The sequence below is a fragment of the Phycicoccus sp. HDW14 genome, from assembly GCF_011383005.1.
Lineage (GTDB): Bacteria > Actinomycetota > Actinomycetes > Actinomycetales > Dermatophilaceae > Phycicoccus.
On record NZ_CP049935.1, the window covers coordinates 1,404,065 to 1,425,819 of the forward strand.

18 protein-coding genes and 3 pseudogenes are annotated in these 21,755 nt (G+C 72.8%); 9 read left to right on the forward strand and 12 right to left on the reverse strand.

Features of this window, described 5'->3' with window-relative positions; all coding sequences use genetic code 11:
• Position 1: 1 nt before the first annotated feature.
• From tal to G7075_RS07035, 6 genes are read left to right on the forward strand one after another with little or no spacing between them, the layout of a single operon-like run.
• Positions 2-1,117: a transaldolase gene (tal, locus tag G7075_RS07010; RefSeq protein WP_166120307.1), complete on the forward strand. Its 1,116-nt coding sequence runs from the start codon at positions 2-4 to the stop codon at positions 1,115-1,117.
• Positions 1,114-2,730: a glucose-6-phosphate isomerase gene (locus G7075_RS07015; RefSeq protein ID WP_166120310.1), complete on the forward strand. Its 1,617-nt coding sequence runs from the start codon at positions 1,114-1,116 to the stop codon at positions 2,728-2,730. Before tal ends, G7075_RS07015 begins: the two co-directional genes overlap by 4 nt.
• A complete protein-coding gene (zwf, locus tag G7075_RS07020; protein ID WP_166120313.1) occupies positions 2,727-4,271 on the forward strand; it encodes a glucose-6-phosphate dehydrogenase in 1,545 nt (514 codons plus the stop codon). The genes G7075_RS07015 and zwf overlap by 4 nt, the downstream gene beginning before the upstream one ends.
• Positions 4,268-5,404, forward strand: coding sequence for a glucose-6-phosphate dehydrogenase assembly protein OpcA (locus G7075_RS07025; protein ID WP_166120316.1), 1,137 nt, complete (start codon positions 4,268-4,270; stop codon positions 5,402-5,404). Before zwf ends, G7075_RS07025 begins: the two co-directional genes overlap by 4 nt.
• Positions 5,401-6,135 carry a 6-phosphogluconolactonase gene (pgl, locus tag G7075_RS07030; RefSeq protein WP_166120319.1) on the forward strand — a complete coding sequence of 245 codons (735 nt, stop codon included), beginning with the start codon at positions 5,401-5,403 and terminating at the stop codon, positions 6,133-6,135. The genes G7075_RS07025 and pgl overlap by 4 nt, the downstream gene beginning before the upstream one ends.
• Positions 6,136-6,142: 7 nt before the next feature.
• Positions 6,143-6,622: a hypothetical protein gene (locus tag G7075_RS07035; RefSeq protein ID WP_166120322.1), complete on the forward strand. Its 480-nt coding sequence runs from the start codon at positions 6,143-6,145 to the stop codon at positions 6,620-6,622.
• 86 nt (positions 6,623-6,708) lie between these two features.
• On the opposite strand, the gene G7075_RS07040 is transcribed toward G7075_RS07035, so the two are convergent.
• The 12 genes and pseudogenes from G7075_RS07040 to G7075_RS07090 form a co-directional block, all read right to left on the reverse strand.
• Positions 6,709-7,059, reverse strand: coding sequence for an RNA polymerase-binding protein RbpA (locus tag G7075_RS07040; RefSeq protein WP_166120325.1), 351 nt, complete (start codon positions 7,057-7,059; stop codon positions 6,709-6,711).
• A gap of 13 nt (positions 7,060-7,072) precedes the next feature.
• On the reverse strand, positions 7,073-7,318 hold the full coding sequence (secG, locus tag G7075_RS07045; protein WP_166120328.1) for a preprotein translocase subunit SecG: 246 nt from the start codon (positions 7,316-7,318) through the stop codon (positions 7,073-7,075).
• Positions 7,319-7,417: 99 nt separating this feature from the next.
• On the reverse strand, positions 7,418-8,215 hold the full coding sequence (gene tpiA, locus G7075_RS07050; RefSeq protein WP_166120332.1) for a triose-phosphate isomerase: 798 nt from the start codon (positions 8,213-8,215) through the stop codon (positions 7,418-7,420).
• Positions 8,216-9,420, reverse strand: a pseudogene (gene pgk, locus G7075_RS07055) (phosphoglycerate kinase).
• A gap of 21 nt (positions 9,421-9,441) precedes the next feature.
• Positions 9,442-10,446, reverse strand: coding sequence for a type I glyceraldehyde-3-phosphate dehydrogenase (gene gap / locus G7075_RS07060; protein ID WP_166120334.1), 1,005 nt, complete (start codon positions 10,444-10,446; stop codon positions 9,442-9,444).
• 488 nt (positions 10,447-10,934) lie between these two features.
• Positions 10,935-11,914, reverse strand: a pseudogene (gene whiA, locus G7075_RS07065) (DNA-binding protein WhiA).
• A gap of 20 nt (positions 11,915-11,934) precedes the next feature.
• Positions 11,935-12,885: a uridine diphosphate-N-acetylglucosamine-binding protein YvcK gene (yvcK, locus tag G7075_RS07070; RefSeq protein WP_166120337.1), complete on the reverse strand. Its 951-nt coding sequence runs from the start codon at positions 12,883-12,885 to the stop codon at positions 11,935-11,937.
• Positions 12,882-13,781, reverse strand: a complete 900-nt coding sequence (rapZ, locus tag G7075_RS07075; protein WP_371814202.1) for an RNase adapter RapZ — start codon at positions 13,779-13,781, stop codon at positions 12,882-12,884. Before rapZ ends, yvcK begins: the two co-directional genes overlap by 4 nt.
• Positions 13,774-15,735: an excinuclease ABC subunit UvrC gene (uvrC, locus tag G7075_RS07080; RefSeq protein WP_166120340.1), complete on the reverse strand. Its 1,962-nt coding sequence runs from the start codon at positions 15,733-15,735 to the stop codon at positions 13,774-13,776. The genes rapZ and uvrC overlap by 8 nt, the downstream gene beginning before the upstream one ends.
• A gap of 38 nt (positions 15,736-15,773) precedes the next feature.
• Positions 15,774-16,268: a DNA glycosylase AlkZ-like family protein gene (locus tag G7075_RS22615; RefSeq protein WP_371814230.1), complete on the reverse strand. Its 495-nt coding sequence runs from the start codon at positions 16,266-16,268 to the stop codon at positions 15,774-15,776.
• Positions 16,211-17,086: pseudogene (locus tag G7075_RS07085) on the reverse strand (DNA glycosylase AlkZ-like family protein); the annotation flags it as partial. The pseudogene G7075_RS07085 and the gene G7075_RS22615, both read right to left, overlap by 58 nt.
• Positions 16,972-17,427, reverse strand: coding sequence for a Rieske (2Fe-2S) protein (locus G7075_RS07090; protein WP_166120343.1), 456 nt, complete (start codon positions 17,425-17,427; stop codon positions 16,972-16,974). The gene G7075_RS07090 and the pseudogene G7075_RS07085, both read right to left, overlap by 115 nt.
• A gap of 263 nt (positions 17,428-17,690) precedes the next feature.
• Between G7075_RS07090 and G7075_RS07095 the strand changes: the two genes are divergently transcribed.
• The 3 genes from G7075_RS07095 (at position 17,691) to G7075_RS07105 (ending at position 21,669) form a co-directional block, all read left to right on the forward strand.
• Positions 17,691-18,917 (forward strand): branched-chain amino acid ABC transporter substrate-binding protein, encoded by a 1,227-nt coding sequence (locus G7075_RS07095; protein WP_166120346.1) that lies wholly within the window; start codon positions 17,691-17,693, stop codon positions 18,915-18,917.
• 200 nt (positions 18,918-19,117) lie between these two features.
• The gene (locus tag G7075_RS07100; RefSeq protein WP_166120349.1) at positions 19,118-20,077 is read left to right on the forward strand and encodes a branched-chain amino acid ABC transporter permease; all 960 of its coding nucleotides are present in this window, start codon (positions 19,118-19,120) and stop codon (positions 20,075-20,077) included.
• Positions 20,074-21,669: a branched-chain amino acid ABC transporter permease gene (locus tag G7075_RS07105; RefSeq protein WP_240917955.1), complete on the forward strand. Its 1,596-nt coding sequence runs from the start codon at positions 20,074-20,076 to the stop codon at positions 21,667-21,669. The genes G7075_RS07100 and G7075_RS07105 overlap by 4 nt, the downstream gene beginning before the upstream one ends.
• Positions 21,670-21,755: the final 86 nt, after the last annotated feature.

A 21,755-nucleotide genomic window follows, 5' to 3' on the forward strand; every position in this document is an offset into this window, starting at 1 on the left:
CATGACCGCACCCCAGCCCATCCAGGACCTCGCCGCGAACGGCGTCTCGGTCTGGCTCGACGACCTCTCGCGCGAGCGGATCTCGTCCGGCAACCTCCAGCAGCTCATCGACGAGAAGGGGGTCGTCGGTGTCACGACGAACCCCTCGATCTTCCAGGCGGCGCTCTCCGAGGGCCACGCCTACGACGAGCAGGTCGGCGAGCTCGCCGCGGCGGGGAAGACGGTCGACGAGACCGTCTTCGCCCTGACCACCCAGGACGTGCACGACGCCTGCGAGATCATGAAGCCGGTCTTCGAGGCCACCGACGGCGAGGACGGCCGGGTCTCCATCGAGGTCGACCCCGGTGCCGCGCACGACACGAACCGCACCGTCACGGAGGCCAAGGCGCTGAGCGCCGAGGTCGACCAGCCGAACGTGTTCATCAAGATCCCCGCCACGCTCGAGGGCCTGCCGGCCATCAGCCAGGTGCTCGCCGAGGGGATCTCGGTCAACGTCACGCTGATCTTCTCCCTCGACCGCTACCGCGCCGTGATGAACGCCTTCCTCACCGGCCTCGAGCAGGCCCGCGAGAACGGCAAGGACCTGTCGACGATCCGGTCGGTCGCCTCGTTCTTCGTCTCGCGCGTCGACGCCGAGGTCGACAAGCGCCTCGACGCCATCGGCTCCGACGAGGCGAAGGCCGTGCGCGGCAAGGCCGGCATCGCCAACGCGCGACTGGCCTACCAGGCCTACGAGGAGGTCTTCTCGACCCCGCGCTGGGCCTCCCTCGAGGCGGCCGGCGCGCACCGCCAGCGTCCGCTGTGGGCCTCGACCGGCGTCAAGGACCCGGCCTACCCCGACACGATGTACGTCACCGAGCTCGTCGCCCCCGGCACGGTCAACACCATGCCGGAGAAGACCCTCGACGCCACCGCCGACCACGGCGAGGTCACCGGCGACACCGTCACCGGCGGTTACGCCGCGGCGGCCGAGGTCCTCGACACCCTCGAGCGGCTCGGCATCTCCTACTCCGAGGTCGTCGACCAGCTCGAGCGCGAGGGCGTCGACAAGTTCGAGAAGGCGTGGGGAGAGCTGCTCGACGGCGTCGACCGCGAGCTGCAGAAGGCGTCCGCGTGAGCACGCTCGACGTCTCCGCCACCGGGGCGGCCGCCGAGGCGATCGCCGCGCACGTGCCGACCCTCGTCGCCGACGCGGTGGCCAGCCGGCTCTTCGCGCAGGACCACACCCTGTGGGGCGAGGCCGCCGAGGACGAGGCGTCCAAGCGCCTCTCCTGGACCGGCCTGCCCCGCAGCTCGCGCCCGCTCGTCGGCGAGGTCGCCGCACTGCGCGGCGAGCTCGAGGAGGTCGGCTACGACCGGGTCGTGCTCTGCGGGATGGGTGGCTCCTCGCTCGCCCCAGAGGTCATCTGCGCGACGGCCGGCGTGCCGATCGTCGTCCTCGACTCCTCCGACCCCGACGTCGTCCGCGGCGCCCTCACCGACCTCGAGCGCACCGTCGTCGTCGTGTCGAGCAAGTCCGGCTCCACCGTCGAGACCGACAGCCAGCGGCGTGCCTTCGAGCAGGCCTTCCGGGACGCGGGGCTCGACCCCACGACGCGGATGGTCGTCGTCACCGACCCCGGCAGCCCGCTCGACGAGCAGGCCCGGGGCGCCGGGTTCCGGGTCGTCAACGCCGACCCCGCGGTCGGCGGGCGCTACTCCGCGCTCACCGCCTTCGGGCTCGTGCCCAGCGGCCTGGCCGGTGCCGACATCGAGGCGCTGCTCGACGACGCCGAGACGGTCGCCGACCTCCTCGCCGCCGACGACGAGGCCAACCCCGCGCTCCGGCTCGGAGCCGCGATGGCCGGCACGGAACCTTTGCGCGACAAGCTGGTCCTCGTCGACGCCGGCACCGAGAACATCGGCTTCCCGGCGTGGGCCGAGCAGCTCATCGCCGAGTCCACCGGCAAGGAGGGCTCGGGCATCCTGCCGGTCGTGGCGATCGGGTCCGAGCCCGCGCACCTCTACGCCGACGGCACGGTCGCCCGCCTCGTGGCCACCGACTCCGACGACGACGGCGGCCTCGGCGACTCGGTCGTCACCGTCGCCGGACCGCTCGGGGCCCAGATGCTGCTCTGGGAGGCGGCCACCGCCGTCGCCGGCCGGCTCCTGGGCACCAACCCCTTCGACCAGCCCGACGTCGAGAGCGCCAAGGCGGCGGCCCGCGAGCTGCTCGACGCCGGCATCGGGGCCGGCGACGAGCCCGCCTTCACCGACGGGGCCGTCGAGGTCCGCACCCTCGGGGGCGACTGGCTCACCGGCACGGCGACCCTCGACACCGCCCTCGACGACCTCCTGGCCCTGCTCGACCCCGAGCACGGCTACGTCGCCGTCATGGCCTACCTCGACCGCGAGGCCGACGCCGACCTCGAGAACGTCGCCCGCGACCTGTTCGAGCGCACGCAGCGGCCGGTCACCTTCGGGTGGGGCCCGCGCTTCCTGCACTCCACCGGGCAGTACCACAAGGGCGGCCCGGCGACCGGCGTGTACGTGCAGGTCACGACCACACCCGCCGAGGACCTCGCCGTGCCCGGGCGCGACTTCACCTTCGGCCAGTTCATCGCCGCCCAGGCGGCCGGCGACGCCCAGGTGCTCGCCGACCACGGCCGGCCGGTCCTGCGGCTGCACCTCACCGACCACGACGCCGGGCTCGCCCAGGTGCAGGCGCTGCTCGGCCGAGGCGGCGCATGAGCCCGGCCCGCGTCACCGCCGACAACAACCCGCTGCGGGACCCGCGCGACAAGCGGCTCCCCCGCATCGCCGGGCCCTGCTCGATGGTCCTGTTCGGGGTCACCGGCGACCTGGCCCGCAAGAAGCTCATGCCGGCGATCTACGACCTGGCCAACCGCGGACTGCTGCCGCCGGGCTTCTCGCTCGTCGGGTTCGCCCGCCGCGACTGGGCCGACCAGGACTTCGGCAAGATCGTCTACGAGTCGGTCAAGGAGCGGGCCCGCACCCCGTTCCGCGAGGAGGTGTGGCGCTCGCTCGCCGAGGGCATCCGGTTCGTCCCGGGCTCCTTCGACGACGACGGCGCCTTCGACCTGCTCGCCGAGACCGTCGCCGAGCTCGACGAGCAGCGGGGCACCGGCGGCAACCACGCCTTCTACCTCTCCATCCCGCCGGGCTCGTTCGCCACGGTCTGCCAGCAGCTCGAGCGCTCCGGGCTCTCGACGCCGCAGAGCGGGTCCTGGCGGCGCGTCGTCATCGAGAAGCCGTTCGGCCACGACCTGGCCTCGGCCCGCGAGCTGAACGCCATCGTCGAGAACGTCTTCCCGCCGGACTGCGTCTTCCGCATCGACCACTACCTCGGCAAGGAGACGGTCCAGAACCTCCTGGCGCTGCGTTTCGCGAACCAGATGTTCGAGCCGGTGTGGAACAACAACTACGTCGACCACGTGCAGATCACGATGGCCGAGGACATCGGCATCGGCGGCCGCGCCGGCTACTACGACGGCATCGGCGCCGCCCGCGACGTCATCCAGAACCACCTGCTCCAGCTGCTCGCGCTCACCGCGATGGAGGAGCCGGTCTCCTTCGACGCCCAGGGGCTGCGCGCCGAGAAGGAGAAGGTGCTCAGCGCCGTCCGGATCCCCGCCGACCTCGCCGGCGGCACCGCCCGCGGCCAGTACGCCGCCGGCTGGCAGGGCGGCGAGGAGGTCGTCGGGTACCTCGAGGAGGACGGCGTCGCGAAGGGGTCCACCACCGAGACCTACGCCGCGGTCCGCCTCGACATCGACACCCGCCGCTGGGCCGGCGTGCCGTTCTACCTGCGCACCGGCAAGCGGCTCGGCAAGCGCGTCACCGAGATCGCGGTGGTCTTCAAGCAGGCCCCGCACCTGCCGTTCAAGAGCACGGCCACCGAGGAGCTCGGCCAGAACGCCGTCGTCATCCGGGTCCAGCCCGACGAGGGCGTCACGCTGCGCTTCGGGGCCAAGGTGCCCGGGGCGCAGATGGAGGTGCGCGACGTGACGATGGACTTCGGCTACGGCCGCGCCTTCACCGAGTCCTCCCCCGAGGCCTACGAGCGGCTCATCCTCGACGTCCTGCTCGGCGAGCCGCCGCTCTTCCCGCGGCACGAGGAGGTCGAGCTGTCCTGGCAGATCCTCGACCCCGTCGAGAAGTACTGGGCCACCAAGGGCAAGGCCCCCGAGCAGTACACCTCCGGCGGCTGGGGCCCGGACTCCGCCGACGCGATGATGCGCCGCGACGGGCGAGAGTGGAGGCTCCCATGATCGTCGACCTGCCGAACACCTCGACCGCCGCGGTCTCGCGCCGGCTCGTCAAGCTGCGCTCCGACACCGGGGCGATGGCCCTCTCGCGGGTCCTGACCCTCGTCGTCGTCGTCGAGGAGGCCGATGCCGAGGAGGCCGTCGAGGTCGCCAACGACGCCAGCCGCCAGCACCCGTGCCGGATCATCGTCGTCGTCGCCGGCAACCGCCGCGGTGCGGCCCGGCTCGACGGGCAGATCCGGGTCGGGGGCGACGCCGGGGCCTCCGAGGTCGTCGTGCTGCGCCTCTACGGGCCGCTGGCCAAGCACGGGCGGGCCGTGGTCACCCCGCTGCTGCTCGCCGACTCCCCCATCGTCGCCTGGTGGCCGGTCGAGGCGCCGAAGGACCCCGCCGCCGACCCGATCGGCGCGATGGCCCAGCGCCGCATCACCGACGCCGCCCGCAGCGCCGGCACTCCGCGCGCGGTGCTCAAGCGGCTCGCGTCCGTGTACACCGACGGTGACACCGACCTCGCGTGGTCCCGCATCACCCTGTGGCGGGGGCTGCTCGCGGCCGCCCTCGACCAGGCGCCCTACGAGCCGGTCACCGCCGCGACCGTCGTCGCCGCCCCGGACAGCCCGTCCGGCGAGCTGCTCGGCGGATGGCTCGCGGCGCGGCTGCGCTGCCCGGTCTCGCTCGCCCGCTCGCGCACCGGGTCGGGCATCATCTCGGTCCGCCTCGAGCGGGCCAGTGGCACCGTCGACCTCGTGCGGCCCATCGAGGGCGACACCGCCGTGCTGCGCCAGCCCGGCCAGCCCGACCGCACCCTCGCGCTGCCGCACCGCTCCGACCCCGAGTGCCTCGCCGACGAGCTGCGCCGGCTCGACCCCGACGAGGTGTACGAGGACGCCCTGCGCAAGGGTTTCGCCGCGGTCACCACCTCCCGCCGCACGGCGGGCGAGGCGGTCCGGGTCGGGGCCGCCCCCTCGCCCGCTGAGGCCGAGCGCACCGCCCAGCGGCTGCGCCGGGCCGCCCGCACGGCCGGTAGCAGCGCGATGGTCGAGAAGATGCCGATGCCCGCCGACGGCGCCGACACCGAGGCCGTCCGCAAGGCCGCGGCCACGAAGCTCGCAGAGGTCAAGGAGCGCCGCTCGTGAGCCGCCCCGAGGCGGTCGTCGTCGTCCACCCCAGCCGCCAGGCCCTGGCCGACGCGGCCGCCGCCCGGCTGGTCGTGGCCCTCGTCGACGCCCTCGCGGCCCGTGGGGTCGCCCACGTGTCGATGACCGGTGGGTCGATGGGCTCGGAGATCGTCCGCTCGCTGGCGGCCGAGCCCGCGCGCGCCGCCGTCGACTGGTCGCGGGTCCACGTCTGGTGGGGCGACGAGCGCTACCTGCCCGCCGGCGACCCCGACCGCAACGACACCCAGAACGACGACGCCGGGCTGAGCACGCTCGGGCTCGACCCGGCGAACGTCCACCGCGTGCCCGGCCCCGACGCGTCGGGATCGGCCGAGGAGGCGGCGCAGGGGTACGCCGCGACGCTGCGGGCCTCCGGCGGCGGCGCGTTCGACGTCATGATCCTCGGCGTCGGCCCCGACGGGCACATCGCCTCCCTGTTCCCGCACCACCCCGCGGCCGCGACCTCCGGCGCCGTGGCCGTCGCGGTGCACGACTCCCCCAAGCCGCCGCCGGACCGGGTCTCCCTGACCCGTGAGTGCCTCGAGCGCTCCCGGGCGGTGTGGTTCCTCGTCAGCGGCGCCGACAAGGCCGACGCCGTGCAGCGCGGCGTCGGGGGCGCACCCTTCGAGACCACCCCGGCCGCCCACGTTCACGGCGAGGAGGCCACCCTCTGGCTCCTCGACCCCGACGCCGCCTCCGGGCTGGGCTGAGCCAGCCGTGGGCATCCTCCAGCGGTGGCGGCGCCGCGACGACGACGGCGACCACGGGGAGGTCGCGGGCAGACCGGTCGACGACGCTGACCTCGAGCACGTCGAGGAGGTCGCTGCCCGGCCGTTGACCGGCGAGGAGGAGGCCCGGCTCGAGTCCTACCGGCTGCGCTACGCCAAGCACGACATCGACCCCGCCGACCTCGCGAGCATCGCCCGGGCCTGGTCGGCCGCCCTCGGGCGCGACGACGAGGCGGAGGCGGCCGAGGTCGTCACCGTCGTGGCGACGGCCGTCGGTGACCACCTCGTCGGCACCGGCTACCGCTGGGTGGTCAGCACCGACCCGTTCGGCACCGACCTCGCCGTCGAGCCACCGCGGCGCGGAGTGCCGGTCGTCGTGCGCACCCTCGTCGCCGTCCGGTGGATGCAGCGCGAGCAGGGCTGGATCGAGAACGTCGTCGGCCACCTCGCCCGCGCCGCCCGCCGCTGACGCTCGCCCGTCGGCTCCGGTCCCGGACACAGCGCGACCCCGGCCGCATCGGCCGGGGTCGTCGGGTGCTGCAGCGGGTCAGCGACTCACTGGATGAGGCCACGCCCCCGCAGGGTCTCGAGCGCCTCGTCGAGGATGGCCTGGCCGTCCTCGTCGGAGCGGCGCTCCTTCACGTACGCGAGGTGGGTCTTGTAGGGCTCGACCTTCGGCGGGGCCGGGGGGTTGTCCTGGTCCTGGCCGGCCGGGAAGCCGCAGCGCGGGCAGTCCCACGTCTCGGGGACGACCAGCCCGGCCTCCTCCGCGAAGCTCGGCTTGGTCTCGTGCCCGTTGGAGCACCAGAACGACACGAAGCGCCGAGGGGCGGCCTCGCCGCGCTCGGCCTCGCCCATGGGACCCGCACCGACGCGCGAGCCGCGGATCGCGTTTCCTCCAGCCATGACCAGTCCCCTCTCAGGCCGCGAAGCGCTCGAGGACGCCGAGACCGACGACGCAGGTGAACCAGACGACCGCGACGCCGACCGTGATGCGGTCGAGGTTGCGCTCGGCGACCGAGGAGCCACCCAGCGAGCTGGACATCCCTCCACCGAACATGTCGGAGAGGCCGCCACCCTTGCCCTTGTGGAGCAGGATGAGGAGGGTGAGGAACAGGCCTCCGAGGACCAGGAGGACCTGGAGACCGATGCGAACCGCGTCCACGGATGGATCCTTCGTGTGGGGGTCGGGGACAACCGGTACAGGATAACCGCTGACCGGCGTGGCCGCCGCAGCCCCTCGGGGCGCGGCAGCCACGGACGCTCAGACGGTGCCGCGGTGGTCGCGGAAGCGGCAGATCGCCGCGAACTCCCCGGGGTCGATCGAGGCGCCACCCACGAGGGCGCCGTCGACGTCCTCCTGGGCCATGATCGCCGCGACGTTGCCGGACTTCACCGAGCCGCCGTAGAGCACGCGGATGCCGTCGGCGACGTCCCCGCTGTACAGCTCGGCGAGCTTGGTGCGGATGGCGGCGCAGACCTCCTGCGCGTCGTCCGGGGTGGCGACCTCGCCGGTGCCGATGGCCCAGATGGGCTCGTAGGCGACCACGACGGTGCGGGCCTGCTCGACGGGCACCCCGGCGAGGCCGGCCTCGACCTGGGCCAGCACGTGCTCGACGTGCGTTCCGGCCTGACGGACCTCGAGGCCCTCGCCGCAGCAGAAGATGGGGGTCAGCCCGTGCTTGAAGGCCGCCTTCACCTTGCCGTTGACCACGTCGTCACCCTCGTGGTGGTACTCGCGCCGCTCGCTGTGGCCCACGGTGACGTAGGTGCAGCCGAGCTTGGCGAGGAAGGCCCCGCTGATGTCGCCGGTGTAGGCGCCGGCGTCGTGCGGCGACAGGTCCTGCGCGCCGAACTTCAGCTCGAGGCGGTCACCGTCGATGAGGGTCTGCACGCTGCGGATGTCGGTGAACGGCGGCAGCACGGCCACCTCGACGGCCCCGAAGTCGTGCTTGCCGTCGCGCAGCGTCCAGTCGAGCTTCTGCACGAGGTGGGTGGCCTGGAGGTGGTCCAGGTTCATCTTCCAGTTCCCCGCCATCAGCGGGGTGCGGCCGGAGGCCATTCAGTGCTCCTTCGTGAGGATCGCGATGCCGGGCAGCTCCTTGCCCTCGAGGTACTCGAGGGAGGCCCCGCCACCGGTGGAGATGTGGCCGAACTGGTCGTCGGTGAAGCCGAGCTGGCGCACCGCCGCGGCGGAGTCACCGCCGCCGACGACCGTCAGGGCGCCACCGGCCGTGGCCGTGACGAGCGCCTCGGCGAGGGCCTTGGTGCCGGCGGCGAACGGGGCCATCTCGAACGCGCCCATCGGGCCGTTCCAGAACACCGTGCGCGCGTCGGCGACCTTCTCGGCGTAGAGCGCGGCCGAGCGGGGCCCGATGTCGAGCCCCATCGTGCCGGCCGGGATGGCGTCGGCGTCGACGACCGCGGTCTCGGTGTCGGCCGAGAACTCGTTACCGACGACGACGTCGACGGGCAGGACGATCTCGACGCCCTCCTGCTCGGCCCGGGCGAGGTAGCCCTTGCACGCCTCGACGCTGTCGGCGTCGAAGAGGCTGGTGCCGATCTCGTGCCCCTGGGCCGCGAGGAAGGTGAAGAGCATCCCGCCCCCGATGAGCAGCCGGTCGGCGGTGCTCATGAGGTTGTCGATGACCGCGAGCTTGTCGGCGACCTTGGCGCCGCCGAGCACCACGGCGTACGGACGCTCGGGCGACTCGGTGAGGCGCTTCAGCACCTCGACCTCCGTGCGCACGAGCCCGCCCATCGCCGACGGCAGCCGGGTGGCGACGTCGTAGACCGAGGCCTGCTTGCGGTGCACGACACCGAAACCGTCGGAGACGTAGGCGTCGGCGAGCCCGGCGAGGGCGTCGGCGAACGCGGCGCGGTCCTCGTCGGTCTTGGCGGTCTCCCCCGGGTTGAACCGGAGGTTCTCGAGGAGGACGACGTCGCCGTCCTCCATCGCGGCGACCGCGGCCTGGGCGCTCTCCCCACCGTGTCGGTGGCGAAGACGACCTCGCGGCCGAGCAGCTCGGAGAGCCGGCCGACGACCGGACGCAGCGAGTACCGCTCCTCCGGAGCCCCCTTGGGGCGCCCGAGGTGGGCGCACACGATGACGCGTGCGCCCGCCCCGGACAGCTCCGAGATGGTCGGGACCGAGGCCCGGATGCGACCGTCGTCGGTGATCGTCGTGCCGTCGAGCGGCACGTTGAGGTCGGACCGGACGAGGACGCGCTTGCCGCGCAGGTCGCCCAGCGAGGCGATGTCAGCCATCTGTGGGTCGGTCCCCGTCGCTCAGAGGCTCGCGCCGACGTGCACGACGAGGTCGATGAGGCGGTTGGAGTAGCCCCACTCGTTGTCGTACCAGCCGACGACCTTGACCTGGTTGCCGATGACCTTGGTCAGGCCCGCGTCGAAGATGCAGGAGCTGGGGTCGGTGACGATGTCGGCGGACACGATCGGGTCCTCGGTGTACTTGAGGAAGCCCTTGAGCGGGCCCTCGGCCGCCGCCTTGATGATGGCGTTGACCTCCTCGACCGTCGTCTCGCGGCCGGCCTCGAAGGTGAGGTCGGTGGCCGAGCCGGTGGGGGTCGGCACGCGCAGCGCGTAGCCGTCGAGCTTGCCCTTGAGCTCGGGCATGACCAGGCCGATGGCCTTCGCGGCACCGGTGCTCGTCGGGATGATCGACAGCGCGGCGGCGCGGGCGCGGCGCAGGTCGCGGTGCGGGCCGTCGAGGAGGTTCTGGTCCGACGTGTACGCGTGGATCGTCGTCATGAGGCCCTTGACGATGCCGAGCTCGTCGGACAGCGGCTTGGCCATCGGGGCCAGGCAGTTCGTCGTGCACGACGCGTTGGAGATGACGTGCTGGGTGGCCGGGTCGTACTCGGTGTGGTTGACACCCATGACGAAGGTGCCGTCCTCGTTGGAGGCCGGGGCCGAGATAATGACCTTCTTGGCGCCGCCGTCGATGTGCGCGTGCGCCTTGGTGGCGTCGGTGAAGAAGCCGGTGGACTCGACGACGATGTCGACGCCCGCCTCGCCCCAGGCGATGGCGGAGGGGTCCTTCTCGGCGAAGATCTTGATCGTCTGGCCGCCGACGGTGATCGAGTCGTCGGTGTACGAGACGTCGTCGGCGAGGACGCCGAGGACCGAGTCGTACTTCAGCAGGTGGGCGATGGTCTTGTTGTCCATCAGGTCGTTGGCGGCGACGATCTCGACGTCGGCCCCGGACGCCTGCACGGCGCGGAAGAAGTTGCGGCCGATGCGGCCGAAGCCGTTGATGCCTACGCGAACGGTCACTGTGCGTGCCTTCCAGTGGAGGGGGATGTGCCGTGCGGAGCCGCTCGGCACCTGGTTCCGCCACCAACCCTAGACCCCACCCCGACCGGCCCTGCGGGCGTCCACCGTACGGGCGAGTAACCGTTTACACCGGGCCGTTCGTGAGACGCCGTGCGGGCGCCTGTTGCTCGCTGCGCGGGTCGAGGTATCCGGCCGCCGCCAGACGTCAGCGGGATACCTCGCACGGGCGGTCCTTCCGGGTCGAGGTGATACCGGGCCGTCTCGAGGGCCGCTTTCACCTCGAACCGCGCTGACCTCACGCGGGTGGAGGTATCCGGCCGTCGTCAGACGTCAGCGGGATACCTCGCACGGGCGGTCCTTCCGGGTCGAGGTGATACCGGGCCGTCTCGAGGGCCGCTTTCACCTTGAACCACGCTGACCTCACGCGGGTGGAGGTATCCGGCCGTCGTCAGACGTCAGCGGGATACCTCGAACGGTCGTGCCGGCGCTCAGGAGTCGAGCATGTCCGGCGTCAGCACGGCCTCGGTGTCGGGCACGCCGTCGTCCTGGGCCCGCTTGTCGGCCATCGCGAGCAGCCGACGGATGCGGCCGGCGACGGCGTCCTTGGTCATCGGCGGGTCGGCGAGGGTGCCGAGCTCCTCGAGGGAGGCCTGCTTGTGCGTGAGCCGCAGCTCGCCGGCCTCGCGCAGGTGCTCGGGGACCTCCTCGCCGAGGATCTCCAGGGCCCGCTCGACGCGCGCCCCGGCGGCGACGGCCGCGCGGGCCGAGCGCCGGAGGTTGGCGTCGTCGAAGTTCGCGAGCCGGTTGGCGGTGGCCCGCACCTCGCGCCGGATGCGCCGCTCCTCCCAGGCGAGCACGGCGTCGTGGGCGCCGAGCCGGGTGAGCATCGCGCCGATGGCGTCGCCGTCGCGGATGACCACGCGGTCGACGCCGCGGACCTCGCGGGCCTTGGACTGGATGCCGAGCCGGCGCGCGGCGCCGACGAGGGCGAGCGCGGCCTCCGGGCCGGGGCAGGTGACCTCGAGGGCCGAGCTGCGGCCGGGCTCGGTGAGCGACCCGTGGGCGAGGAAGGCCCCGCGCCAGGCGGCCTCGGCGTCGCAGACCGACCCGCTGACGACCTTGGCCGGCAGCCCGCGCACCGGGCGACCACGGCTGTCGATGAGCCCGGTCTGGCGGGCCAGGGCCTCGCCGTCCTGGACCACGCGCACGACGTACCGACTGCCCTTGCGGAGCCCGCCGGCCGCGAGGACGAGGACCTCGGGGGTGTGTCCGTACACCTCGGCGAGCTCGCGCCGCAGCCGTCGCGCCGCGTTCGCGGTGTCGAGCTCGGCCTCGACGACGATGCGCCCCCGATGATGTGCAGCCCCCCGGCGAACCGCAGCATCGCCGCGACCTCGGCCTTGCGGCAACAGGGCTTGGTCACGACGTGCCGGCTCAGCTCGTCCTTCACCTTCGCCGTCATCGCCATGCCGGTCATCCTGCCACGCGTCACGGGGCGGGTCGCGGGCTGTACAGGATGTCCCGCAGCGCGGCCGCGTAGCGGAGCGGGTCGTGCTCGCCGGGTGCGCTGCGGCGGCTCACCGACACGACGTGGAGCTCGGCGCCGAGCCGCGCGGCGGCGTCGGCGAGGCCCGGTTCGTCGTCGACGACGGCCGGGTCGGCGAGCACCGCGTCGAGCCGCAGCCCGGGCGCCAGCCCCGCGAAGGACTCGAGGTGGCGGGCCGCGCTGAAGCCCGCCGTCTCGCCGGTGCCGGGGTCGAGGTTGAGCACGAGGAGGCGTCGCGCTCGGCTGACCTCGAGGGCCTCGCGGACGTCGGGGACGAGCAGGTGGGTCATCACCGAGGTGAACCACGACCCGGGGCCGAGGACGACCCAGTCGGCGCTGCGGATGGCGGCGACCGACTCGGGGTAGGCCGGCGGGGCGGCCGGCACGAGCCGGACCTCCTCGACCGTTCCGGGCGTGACCGCGACCTCGGCCTGGCCGCGCACGGTGCTCAGGGCGCCGTCGGCGGCCAGCCCGCTGACGTCGGCCTCGATGGCGAGCGGCACGGCGGCCATGGGCAGCACCCGGCCGCGCGCCTGGAGCAGCCGACCGACGAGGTCGAGCCCGGCGACGGGGTCCTCGTGCAGCTCCCAGAGCGCGACGATGAGCAGGTTGCCGAGCGCGTGGCCGCTGAGCGGACCCTCACCCGCGAACCGGTGCTGGAGGACGTCGCGCCACGTGTGGCCCCACTCGGTGTCGCTGCAGAGGGCGGCCAGGGCCATCCGCAGGTCACCGGGCGGAAGGACGCCGAACTCGTCGCGCAGCCGTCCGCTCGAGCCGCCGTCGTCGGCGACGGTGACGACGGCCGTGATCTCGTCGGTGACGAACCGGAGCGCCGTGAGGGTGGCGGCGAGGCCGTGACCGCCACCGAGGGCGGTGACGACCGGCCCGCTCACTCGCGCCCCAGGTCGCGGTGGACGACGAAGGTCGCGGTGTCGTCGGACCCCAGCCGGCGCGAGAGCGCCTCGGCGACGGCGACCGACCGGTGCTTGCCGCCGGTGCAGCCGACGGCGATCGTCGCGTACCGACGGCCCTCGCGCAGGTACCCGGCGGTGACCGGCTCCATGAGCGAGACGACGCGGTCGACGAACGAGCCGGCGCCCTCCTGGGCCATGACGTACTCGGCGACGGGCGCGTCGATGCCGGTGAGCGGTCGCAGCTCGGGGACCCAGAACGGGTTGGGCAGGAAGCGCATGTCGAAGACGAAGTCGGCGTCGAGCGGCACGCCGTACTTGAACCCGAAGGACATCACCGCGAGGCGCAGGCTCGGGCCGCCGGTGACGCCGACGATGGGGGTCAGCTTGCGGGCCAGCTGGTGGACGTTGAGGCCCGAGGTGTCGATGACGACGTGGGCGTCGGCCCGCAGGTCGCGCAGCAGCTCGCGCTCGGCCTGGATGCCGTCGAGCAGCCGTCCCTCGTGCTGCAGCGGGTGGGGCCGGCGGACGCTCTCGAAGCGGCGGACGAGCGCCTCGTCGGTGGCGTCGAGGAACATCAGCTGCGGGTGCCACCCGTGCTCGCGCACCGAGGCGATGCCGTCGCGCAGCTCGCCGGTGAAGGGGCGAGCCCGCACGTCGACGACGGCCGCGATGCGCAGGTCGGCGGCGCCCTCCTCGCGGGCCCTCGACGCCAGCACGCCCATCGCCGGGATCAGCTGCGGCGGAAGGTTGTCCACGACGTACCAGCCGTGGTCCTCGAGGACGTTGGCGGCCGTCGAACGACCGGCACCGCTCATGCCGGTGACGACGAGGAAGTCGGCCCTCGCCGGGCGGTCCGTCGTCGCTGGCTCAGCCACCGCGTGCTCCCTCGTCGACCTCGATGACCTCGCCGGTGGCGGGGTCGACCGCCGGGGTGCCCGGGTCGGCCGAACCCAACTCTGCCGCAACGACCGCCGCGAGCGCAGGCCCGATGCCCGGCACGCCGGCCAGCTCGTCGACCGAGGCGGCCCGGATCCGCTTCACCGAGCCGAACTCGCGCAGCAGCGCCTTGCGCCGCTTCTCGCCGAGGCCGGGCACGCCGTCGAGGGCGCTCTGGGTCATCGCCTTGGAGCGCCGCTGCCGGTGGAAGGTGATGGCGAAGCGGTGCGCCTCGTCGCGCAGCCGCTGGAGGAGGTAGAGCCCCTCGCTGGTGCGCGGCAGGACGAGCGGGTGCTCATCCCCCGGCACCCACACCTCCTCGAGCCGCTTGGCGAGGCCGACGACGGCGACGTCGACCGCCCCGGCCTCCTCGAGCGCACGGGCCGCGGCGTTGACCTGCGGCAGGCCGCCGTCGACGACGACGAGGTTGGGGGTGTACGCGAACCGGGTCGGCCGCTCGCGCCCCTCGGCGACCTCCTGCTCGCGCTCCTCCTGCTCCTTGCGGCCGCGGCGGAAGCGCCGGGTGAGCACCTCGTGCATCGCCGCGGTGTCGTCGGTGGCGCCGGTCTCGCCGCCGCGGACGATGAACCGCCGGTACTCCGACTTGCGGGGCAGACCGTCCTCGAAGACGACCATCGACCCGACGACCTGGGTGCCCTGGACGTGGCTGATGTCGAAGCACTCGACGCGCAGTGGCGCCTCGTCGAGGTCGAGGTAGTCCTGGAGCTGCTGGAGGGCCTGGCTGCGCGTCGTGAGGTCGCCGGCCCGGGTGACCTTGTGCCGCGCGAGGCTCTGGGTCGCGTTGCGCGCCACCGTCTCCATGAGGGTGCGCTTGTCGCCGCGCTGCGGCACGCGGACGTCGACCCGGCTGCCGCGGATGCCGCCGAGCCACGCCTGGAGCGCCTCGGCGTCGTCGGGCAGCACGGGGACGAGGACCTCGCGCGGCACGCCCTCGCGCGACTCGCCGCCGTAGACCTGCTGGAGGAGGTGCTCGACGACCTCGGCGGTGGTCTCGGCGTCGCGCTCGGCGACCCAGCCGCGCTGCCCGCGCACCCGCCCGCCGCGGACGTGGAAGAGCTGGACGGCGACCTCGAGCTCGTCCTCGGCGAGCCCGAAGACGTCGGCGTCGGTGGCGTCGGGCAGGACGACGGCCGACTTCTCGAGGACCCGCTCGAGGGCGCCGATGTCGTCGCGCAGGCGGGCGGCCCGCTCGAAGTCGAGCTCGGCGGCGGCGGCCTTCATCTCGGCGGTCATCCGGCCGAGGAAGCGGCCGCTGTTGCCGGCCATGAAGTCGCAGAAGTCCTCGGCGATCTCGCGGTGGCGGGCGGCGTCGACCCGGCCGACGCACGGGGCGCTGCACTTGTCGATGTAGCCCAGGAGGCAGGGCCGGCCGACCTGGCCGGCGCGCTTGAACACGCCGGTGGAGCAGGTGCGCATCGGGAAGACCCGCATCGCGAGGTCGAGGGTCTCGCGGATGGCCCAGGCGTGCGCGTAGGGCCCGAAGTAGCGGGTGCCCTTCTTCTTCGCGCCGCGCATGACCATGGCGCGGGGGAACTCCTCGCCCATCGTCACCGCCAGGTAGGGGTAGGACTTGTCGTCGCGGTACTTGACGTTGAAGCGCGGGTCGAACTCCTTGATCCACGCGTACTCGAGCTGGAGGGCCTCGACCTCGGTGGACACGACGGTCCACTCGACGCTGGCTCCGGTGCGCACCATCGTCGCGGTGCGGTGGTGGAGGGCCGAGACGTCCTGGAAGTACGACGAGAGCCGGGGGCGCAGGCTCTTGGCCTTGCCGACGTAGATGACCCGCCCCTCCTTGTCACGGAAGCGGTACACCCCGGGGTCGGTGGGGATCTCGCCCGGCCGGGGGCGGTACGTCGACGGGTCGGCCACCCACTCACCCTAGGCCGCTCCCCCGACACCGGACGCGCCTACCCCGCGACCTCCCGCATGGCCGGCGAGGCGTAGATGGTCGTCACCCGCACGCCGTCGAGCCAGGCCGTCAGCCGCTCGGCCTCTGCGTCGAGGGCGCGGCGGCCGGTCGCGGGCACGTCGTCGAGGAGCCCGACGCGCACGCGGGCGTCGTCACCCTGCACCCAGCAGCCGACGACCCGCCCGTCCCACCACGCCGTCGTCCCGGCGTTGCCCGCCGCGTCGACGAGCGCCGGCCCGTGTCCGCCGAGGTACGGACCGCGCCCGCGCCAGCCCATGACGGTGGGGTCGAGGGTGGGCAGGAGCGCGGCCCAGGGGTCCGGGGCGTCGACCGGGTCGAGGTCGTCGGGCAGGAGCCACCCCGGGCGTCGGTGCCGTCGAGTGACACCGGGGCGGCCCCCAGGTCGTCCAGCGCGGCCCGCACCGTGCCGAGGGTGCCGCCGAGCCACCAGCCCAGGTCGTCCTCGGTGCCGGGCCCGAACGCCCGCAGCCACCGCCCGACGACCTCGGCGTGGGCCGCGCGGGGGTCGAGCGGCTCCACGCGGGCTCCCAGCCAGGCCTCGGCCGCGGCGAACCGCGGCTTCGAGAGCCGCCAGGGCCCGGCGTTGCCGGCCCGCACCGCGCGCCCCTCGGCCGTCAGCAGCCAGAGCACCTGCGGCAGCACCGGCACGGTGGCGCCCCACCTGGTTCCCGGGGACCGGTCGATGGTCACGTCGAGGTCGGGAAGGGCCTCCCGCACCTCGGGCGCGGTCAGCTCGCCGTCGCCGAGGGCCCCGAGCACCGACTCACGGGCCCGCTCGAGCCACCGGAGCCCGTCGGCGTCCACCCCCGAGCGCTCGACGTCCCGGGCGATGCGCCCCGACAAGCTCGTCGCGACGCGCGCGGAGGGCCCGCCGAGCACCGCCGGGAGCAGGTCTCGGGGCACGGCGAAGAGGGTGCTGCGCATCGCGGTCTGCTTGACGACGTCGCGCCGCCCATAGAGGGCGTCCTCGACGTCGGCGAGCGCGACCCCCGGCACGCGGGCCCGGGCGGCGAGGTGCACCGACGCGGCCTCGGTGGCGTGCAGGCCGGCGAGGGCGTCGGCCGCCGCGACGACGTCGGGGAACCCGCAGCCGCCGGCCAGCCCCTGGCGGCGCGCCAGCCGGGCCCGCCGCTCGTCGTCGTCGACGTGGCGGGCCGGGGCCGGCTGCTCGCGGCTCAGGAGACGGTGAGCCCGTCCCCGCTGACGGTGACCGACTTGGCCGGCAGCGGCTTGGTCGCCGGGCCCTGCTTCACCGCACCGGTCGCGGCGTCGAACTCGCTGCCGTGGCACGCGCAGGAGATGATGCCGTCCGCGACGCCGCTGACGGTGCAGCCCTGGTGGGTGCAGACCGACGAGAACGCCTTGTACTCGCCGGCGGTCGGCTGGGTGACGACGGTCCCGAGGGCCTCGAAGACCTTGCCGCCACCGACGGGGATGTCGGCGGCCTTGATGGCGTCGGACGCGGCGCTGGCCGCCGACCCGGCGGCCGCGCTGACGTCGTTCGCGGCGCCGCAGGCGGCGAGGGAGCCGGCGCCCGCGACGACGGCCACACCCACCCCTGCCGCCCGCAGCGTCTGGCGCCGGCTGAGGCAGGCGCACTCGGGGGCGGGCGGGGTGTGGTCGGAGCTCATCAGGGGTGCCTCTCGGTCCGGTGACGGGTGACCGAAAGTATCCCGGCGAACGCTGGACGCCGCCTGTGGACACCCGGACCCTGTCCGGAGGTACACCCGGGTTACACCCGGTGCGGTTGCGCAGGGCGAATCCGCAGGTAACAAGTCGGCACCATCCCGCGGCAGGTCCTCGGATCCCGGCCGATCCATGGTTAGTCTCCGCAGGTGCTCGCGACAGCGGGCGGGAGCGCCCGCTCCCAGACTTGACACTCCCAGGAGGAAACGTGCCTCAGCGTTCCGTGGTCGCCGTTGGCGCCTCGCTGCTCGTCGCCTCGCTCGCGCTCACCGGTTGCGGTACGCGCGGCGGCGACGACTCGAGCGACACCGGCGGCGGTTCCGGCGACAAGGTCGCCAAGATCGGCGTCATCGCGCCCCTCTCCGGCGACCTCGCCGCCCTCGGCAAGGGCATCGAGCACTCCGTCGACCTCGCCATCAAGCAGGCCAACGAGAAGAACGCGATCCCGGGCTGGAAGCTCGAGCTCGCGGCCGAGGACGACCAGGCCACCCCCGACGTCGGCAAGAACGCGGCCACGAAGCTGGCCTCGGACAAGGACGTCGTCGGTGTCGTCGGGACCCTCAACAGCTCGGTCGCCCAGAGCGTCCAGCCGGTGCTCGCCGCGGCGAACATCACGATGGTCTCCCCGGCCAACACCAACCCGTCGCTCACCCAGGGCGCCGACTTCGCCACCGCGCCGAAGCGTGCGTACCCGAACTACTTCCGCACCTGCACCACCGACTCGATCCAGGGCCCCTTCGCGGCGCGCTACCTCTTCGAGAAGGCGGGCATCAAGGAGGTCGCGACGGTCCACGACAAGAAGACCTACGGCCAGGGCCTCGTCGACGCCTTCACCAAGGAGTTCACGAAGCTCGGCGGCAAGATCGTCTCGGCCCAGACCATCAACCCGGACGACGACAAGTACGACGCCGTCATCTCGAAGATCAAGCCCTCGAACCCGAAGGCCGTGTACTACGGCGGCGAGTTCCCGCAGGCCGGTCCGTTCTCGCAGCAGATGAAGGCCGCCGGCCTCAACGTCCCGCTCATGGGTGGCGACGGCATCTTCTCCGGTGAGTACGTCAAGCTCGCGGGCTCCAGCGCCACCGGCGACCTCGCCACCTCGGTCGGTGCCCCGACCGACCAGCTCGAGTCGGCCAAGGCCTTCGTGACCGCCTACGAGGCCGCGAAGTACTCGGAGCCCTACGAGGCCTACGGCGCGTACGCGTACGACGCCGCCAACTCGATCATCGAGGCCCTCAAGACCTCGCTCAAGGACGCCTCCTCCGCCGAGGCGGCCCGCACGGGCACGGTCACCGCGATGAGCTCGGTCTCCTTCGACGGCGTCACCGGCAAGGTGGCCTTCGACGAGTACGGCGACACGACCTCGCGCGTCCTCACCGTCTACCAGGTCAAGGACGGCAAGTGGGCCCCGGTCAACACGGAGGAGTTCAAGTAACCCCTGCGTAACGGCACTGCCGCGTGACCCCCGACGGCGGGGGTGGTCCCACCGACCACCCCCGCCGTCGCTGTCCCGGGCCGATCGGCACCGTCCGTGCCGGCTCGGGACACGACCCACCGAGCGGAACTGTTCCCGTGACGCAGGTCACCCGCTACTCTCCCCCCAGCCAGCAAGCCAGCACGACACACCAGGAGGCCGTGGTGGACTTCGCCCAGCAGCTCGTGAACGGGCTGACCCTGGGATCCCTCTACGCACTGATCGCGGTGGGCTACACCGTGGTCTACGGGATCATCCAGCTGATCAACTTCGCCCACGGCGAGATCTTCATGGTCGGTGCCTTCGGGGCGCTCAGCACGGCGCTGCTCTTCTTCCGCAGCTACGTCGACGGTGGCCAGATGCTCCCCTTCTGGGCGCTCCCGGTGATGATCATCGGCGCGGTCGCCGCCTCGGTGACGATCGCGGTGCTCATGGAGCGGATCGCCTACCGGCCGCTGCGCAACGCGCCCCGGCTCGCGCCGCTCATCACGGCCATCGGCATCTCGGTCTTCCTCCAGGAGGCCGTCCGCCTCCTCTACGGCAAGATCCCGAGCTTCCCGGACGCCAAGCAGAAGGTGCCCTTCCCGAAGATCGCGATCGTCAGCGGCGACGCGTGGACCCCGTTCGGGCTGACCATCCAGCGCTCGACGATCTTCACCGTCGGCGCGCTGATCATCTGCGCGGCGGGCCTGTTCTACTTCGTCTCCCGCACCAAGACCGGCCGCGCGATGCAGGCCGTGTCGCAGGACCCCGACACCGCTCGCCTCATGGGCATCAACGTCGACCGCATCATCGTCGTCGCCTTCGTCATCGGCGCGACGCTGGCGGCCATCGCCGGTATCGCCCAGGGCCTGCAGGTCACCAACGTCAACTTCAAGATGGGCTTCCTCGCCGGCCTCAAGGCCTTCACGGCGGCGGTGCTCGGCGGCATCGGCAACGTCTGGGGGGCGGTCCTCGGCGGACTGACCCTCGGCATCGTCGAGGCGATGGCCATCCAGTTCATCCCCGGCACGTTCGGCGGGAGCTCGTGGAAGGACGTCTGGGCCTTCGCCATCCTCATCCTCGTCCTCGTCTTCCGACCCCAAGGCCTTCTCGGCGCAAAGGTGGTGGATCGCGCGTGAGCACCACGACGCTCCCCGAGGTGCTCGACACCTCCGAGCTCTCCCGCAGGGACCAGATGCGCGCGCGGTACGGCACGCTTGCGCCCCTGCTCGCCATCGGTGGCGGTGTGCTGCTGCTGCTGAGCGGGCTGCTGTCCTGGTCCTACGACGACCGGATCCTCGGCGACATCAGCATCCGGTTCTTCCCGGCGGGCATCCAGATCTACGCGATGGTCATCGGCGTCGTCGCGATCGCCCTCGGCGCGCTGCTCCGCGTGCGGCCGGCCTGGCTCAACCCCGGCCGCGGCCTCGCGGCGGTCGGCTGGGGGTCGATGGTCTTCGTCGTCGTCGCCCTGGTGACGATCAGCCGGCAGGCCGGCGGCAGCGTCAACATCAACGAGGGCGGCTGGGTCGCGCTCCTCGGGGCGCTGCTCGTCTTCGCGGCCGGCTGGGTCGCCCGCCGCTTCGAGCTCGACGTGCGCTCGTGGCCGCGGCTGCCGGGCTGGGCCGAGATCCTCATCATCGTCGTGATGATGGCCGTGCTCCTCTTCACCACGGCCTACACGCTCGGCCTCGACGACTCGTGGACCTTCGTCTGCCTGCTCGTCGCGCTGCTCACCATCGCCGTGGCCCTCGTGGGCAGCGGCTTCGGCGAGTACATCGGCTTCGTCGGGGCGAACAACCGGCGGGTGCTGCTGCTCTCGGCGCTGCTCGTGGCGTTCCTCTTCCCGTTCACCCAGGACGGCTCGGACGCCAACATGTCGATCGCCACGCAGATCCTCATCTTCGCGGCGACCGCCCTGGGCCTGAACATCGTCGTCGGCCTCGCGGGCCTGCTCGACCTCGGGTACATCGCCTTCCTCGGGACCGGCGCCTACGTCGGGGCGATGCTCTCGCAGTCGACGTTCGCCACGATCGGCTGGAAGCCGCCGTTCATCATCGTCATGCTCTGCGGCATGGCCGTGGCCTCGACCTTCGGCCTGATCATCGGCTCGCCGACCCTGCGGGTGTCCGGCGACTACCTGGCCATCGTCACGCTCGGCTTCGGTGAGATCTTCCGCCTGGCGATGTTCAACCTCGACGGCACGAACGGCCCGGACCTCACCAACGGCCCCAACGGCATCCCGGCCATCCCCGACCTCAACTTCTTCGGGTTCGACTTCGGGAAGGTGCACACGGTCGCGGGCATCCCGCTCGGGCGCTTCAGCAACTACTACTTCCTGCTGCTGCTGCTCATCGCCTTCGTCATCCTCGTCTTCAGCCGGCTCAACGACAGCCGCATCGGCCGGGGCTGGGTGGCCATCCGCGAGGACGAGCGCGCCGCCGAGGCCATGGGCGTCAACGTCTTCGGGCTCAAGCTCCTGGCGTTCGCCGTGGGCGCCGCGCTCGCCGGCCTCGCCGGGACGATCAAGGCCCACCAGGACACCTCGGTGACACCCGACCAGTACATCTTCCTCGAGTCGGCCTTCCTCCTCGCGGCGGTCGTCCTCGGCGGCATGGGCACGGTGGCCGGAGTCCTCGTCGGTGCCACCATCCTCAAGCTGCTCCCGAGAAGCTGCGTGACGCGGCCGACTACCGGCTGCTGCTCTTCGGGCTGCTCCTCGTCATCATGATGCGGTTCCGCCCCGAGGGCCTCGTGGCCAGCAAGCGGCGCCAGCTCGAGTTCCACGAGGACGACGAGGAACTCGTCCAGCTCGCC

Excerpts from the sequence above, each read along its gene's own strand:
- tpiA (WP_166120332.1), bottom strand. The coding sequence starts at position 8,215 with ATGGCCTCCGGCCGCACCCCGCTGATGGCGGGGAACTGGAAGATGAAC.
- G7075_RS07040 (WP_166120325.1), bottom strand. The coding sequence starts at position 7,059 with ATGGCTGGAGGAAACGCGATCCGCGGCTCGCGCGTCGGTGCGGGTCCC.
- G7075_RS07090 (WP_166120343.1), bottom strand. The coding sequence starts at position 17,427 with ATGAGCTCCGACCACACCCCGCCCGCCCCCGAGTGCGCCTGCCTCAGC.
- G7075_RS07025 (WP_166120316.1), top strand. The coding sequence starts at position 4,268 with ATGATCGTCGACCTGCCGAACACCTCGACCGCCGCGGTCTCGCGCCGG.
- zwf (WP_166120313.1), top strand. The coding sequence starts at position 2,727 with ATGAGCCCGGCCCGCGTCACCGCCGACAACAACCCGCTGCGGGACCCG.
- tal (WP_166120307.1), top strand. The coding sequence starts at position 2 with ATGACCGCACCCCAGCCCATCCAGGACCTCGCCGCGAACGGCGTCTCG.